The following is a 1046-nucleotide window of genomic DNA, read 5'->3' as shown; positions in this document are numbered from 1 at the left end:
CGGAAGATCCGATGATCGTTACAACTTGGCCCTCTTCAATTTCCAAATTAATGTCCTTCAAGGCATGAAGCTTGCCATAGTATTTATTAACGTGATCAAATTTAATAATCGCTGTCATTTTTCATCTTCCTTTCCGAATTTTAGTGACCTTCTAAGTTTTAGTTTTCTTCAAACTTGCCCTGCTTTTCACGCACAATTTGATTGAACATTTCACTCCATTCTGTCATCAAATCAGACAATTGATTCATCTTGTCGACCCCCATGCGATCAGCAACCTCTAATTCAATCTCGATTAAAGGCAGGATCTTTTTTCGAGCATAATTTCTTCCAGCTGGCGTCAAATAGCAGTGGCGAACTCGGTTATCAGTATCATCATGTCTTATCTCAAGATATTGCTGATCCAGTAGTTTATGCATGCCTTTACTGATTGATTGCTTAGGAATATTAGTCGATTTGATAATCTCGCGTTGGGTCATGGTTTTATGGATATATAAAACATATAAAATTGAAGTTATATAAAAGGGTAAGCCATTCTTCTTATCCCAAAGTTCATAACTTTTACTCGCTTTGACAATTGCAAGATTTAAATCTTCAGCTTCTTTTCGTCCCATTAAGCATCTCCTAAAAGTCTACATGAATACTATGTATATATATTAGTATCCACAAAGACTTTTGTCAAATTTTATTTCTTATTTTTCTTTATTAGTTAATGCAATTTGCCTTAATTTAATCTTTAGTCCCTAATAATTATCTATTATTGTAAGCCATATTCGTCATTCAATCGTTTGTATGATATTTAAATACGAAAAAAGCCCATGAACGCTGATTTAACAACATTCATGAGCTTTAAATTACGGAGTGTGAGGGATTTGAACCCTCGATACAGGTATAAGCCCGTACACATGATTTCCAATCATGCTCCTTAAGCCACTCGGACAACACTCCATACTCCGGCTGTCAGACTCGAACTGACGACATCGTGATTAACAGTCACGCGCTCTACCAACTGAGCTAAGCCGGAATATTAAAAAAAGCGCGGCGACTTC

1 protein-coding gene, 2 tRNA genes and 1 pseudogene are annotated in these 1046 nt (G+C 36.2%); all 4 read right to left on the bottom strand.

Annotated elements, in window-relative coordinates; all coding sequences use genetic code 11:
* Nucleotides 1–118: pseudogene (locus KI210_RS08540) on the bottom strand (amino acid ABC transporter ATP-binding protein); the annotation flags it as partial.
* Nucleotides 119–158: 40 nt separating this feature from the next.
* Nucleotides 159–611: a MarR family winged helix-turn-helix transcriptional regulator gene (locus KI210_RS08535; RefSeq protein WP_212781462.1), complete on the bottom strand. Its 453-nt coding sequence runs from the start codon at nt 609–611 to the stop codon at nt 159–161.
* A 243-nt stretch (nt 612–854) separates the two neighbouring features.
* Nucleotides 855–945, bottom strand: a tRNA-Ser gene (locus KI210_RS08530).
* Between the two features lie 3 nt (nt 946–948).
* Nucleotides 949–1021: transfer RNA gene (locus KI210_RS08525), tRNA-Asn, on the bottom strand.
* Nucleotides 1022–1046: the final 25 nt, after the last annotated feature.

It is taken from the genome of Lactobacillus corticis (assembly GCF_018327645.1).
Lineage (GTDB): Bacteria > Bacillota > Bacilli > Lactobacillales > Lactobacillaceae > Lactobacillus > Lactobacillus corticis.
Note: the sequence above shows the minus strand (reverse complement) of the source record. Positions and strands in the feature narration are given on the sequence as shown.